This is a genomic window from Mesorhizobium sp. M7A.F.Ca.CA.004.04.2.1, from assembly GCF_004022825.1.
Classification (GTDB): Bacteria; Pseudomonadota; Alphaproteobacteria; order Rhizobiales; family Rhizobiaceae; genus Mesorhizobium.
Genome location: NZ_RZPH01001098.1, coordinates 1 through 1,926, shown reverse-complemented (window position 1 = coordinate 1,926; position 1,926 = coordinate 1). Strand labels below are relative to the sequence as shown.

At 64.8% G+C, this 1,926-nt stretch carries 2 protein-coding genes; both read left to right on the top strand.

Translation table 11 applies throughout. From position 1 onward, the window contains the following. The coding region (gene nuoF, locus EN893_RS31690) for an NADH-quinone oxidoreductase subunit NuoF (protein ID WP_128362086.1) at positions 1-1,241 on the top strand (1,241 nt) is incomplete at its 5' end. A gap of 70 nt (positions 1,242-1,311) precedes the next feature. Then, positions 1,312-1,926: NADH-ubiquinone dehydrogenase (locus EN893_RS31685; RefSeq protein ID WP_128362085.1), on the top strand; the 615-nt coding region annotated here is incomplete at its 3' end.

The following is a 1,926-nucleotide window of genomic DNA, read 5'->3' as shown; positions in this document are numbered from 1 at the left end:
GCGCGATGGCGCGCGGCGCCTGGGACAACACGCCCGGCATCGTTGCCAAGGGGCGCGAATGGATCGTCAACGAGATGAAGGCGTCGGGCCTGCGCGGCCGCGGCGGCGCCGGCTTCCCGACCGGTCTCAAATGGTCGTTCATGCCCAAGCAGAGCGATGGCCGGCCGAGCTATCTCGTCATCAACGCCGACGAATCCGAGCCCGGCACCTGCAAGGACCGCGACATTCTGCGCAACGACCCGCACACGCTGGTCGAGGGCGCGCTGCTTGCCGGCTTCGCCATGGGCGCGATTGCCGCCTACATCTATGTGCGCGGCGAGTTCATCCGCGAGCGCGAGGCGCTCCAGCGCGCGATCGAGGAAGCCTATGAGGCCAAGCTGATCGGCAAGAACAACACCTCCGGCTATGATTTCGACATCTACATGCACCACGGCGCCGGCGCCTATATCTGCGGCGAGGAGACTGCACTCCTCGAAAGCCTCGAAGGCAAGAAGGGCCAGCCGCGGCTGAAGCCGCCATTCCCGGCCAATGTCGGCCTCTATGGCTGCCCGACCACGGTCAACAATGTCGAATCGATCGCGGTTGCGCCGACCATCCTGCGCCGAGGAGCGGCCTGGTTCTCGTCCTTCGGCCGGCCCAACAATGTCGGCACCAAGCTGTTTTGCATCTCCGGCCACGTCAACAATCCGTGCACGGTCGAAGAGGCGATGTCGATTCCGTTCCGCGAGCTCATCGAGACGCATTGCGGCGGCATTCGCGGCGGCTGGGACAATCTTTTGGCGGTCATACCGGGCGGCGCCTCGGTGCCGCTGGTGCCGGCCGAGCAGATCATCGACACGCCGATGGATTTCGACGCGCTGCGCGACCTCAAATCCGGCCTTGGAACCGCGGCTGTCATCGTCATGGACAAGTCGACCGATGTCGTGAAGGCGATCGCGCGGCTTTCCTACTTCTACAAGCACGAGAGCTGCGGCCAGTGCACGCCATGCCGCGAAGGCACCGGCTGGATGTGGCGGGTGATGGAACGGCTGGTGCGCGGCGAGGCGCAGAAGCGCGAGATCGATATGCTGCTCGACGTCACCAAGCAGATCGAAGGCCATACGATCTGCGCGCTTGGCGACGCGGCGGCCTGGCCGATCCAGGGCCTGATGCGGCATTTTCGCGGCGAAGTGGAGCGGCGCATCGACGAGTTTTCGCGCAATGCGCACCGGGCCGAGCCTGTGATGGTGGCGGCGGAATAGAAGAAAGTTTACGCGGGCGAAAGTCCGCAGCGAAGGGCGGGGCGAACGAAGAAACGACCAGGAGAACTCTATGGCGCCGTATTCGAACCCGCTGATGCCCAATTTGGACCAGATCGAGAAGATGAACCAGGACTTGACCAGGATGATGCCGAAGGAGATGGCCAGCGCCGTCAACCTTTTCGTGCATCCTGTGGCGGGTGCGGCGGCGATGTCGGCGCTTGGCCTCGGGCTCGCCAATCATGCTTTCGGCGTCTGGCTGGGCGCGCTTTCAGGCGCGGCAGAAGCCTCGCAGCGGCTGCTGCAGCCGATCGTCGATGATTTCGAGGCGCGCGTCGCGCAGTTCGACGATCCGAACTCTTCCTCCACGAAGGCGCGGGCGACGGCGAAAAGCATGATCGCCGAGGCGCAGTCCTTCGCCCGGGAGGTCACCGATATTGCCGCCAAGGAAGCCGCCACTGCCGTGCCGGCCGCCAACGCCGCTCCGGCGACAAGCGGCGCCGGCGATGCGCTGATGCCCGAGGATTTCAGGCAGCCCAACGCCATGGAGAAACCGGCCAAACCGGCGGATCTCAAGGCCATCTCGGGCATCGGGCCGAAGCTGGAAAAGGTTCTCAACGGCCTCGGTATCTGGACCTATGCCCAGATCGCGGCATGGACGCCGCAAGAGGTTGCCTGGGTCGAGGAT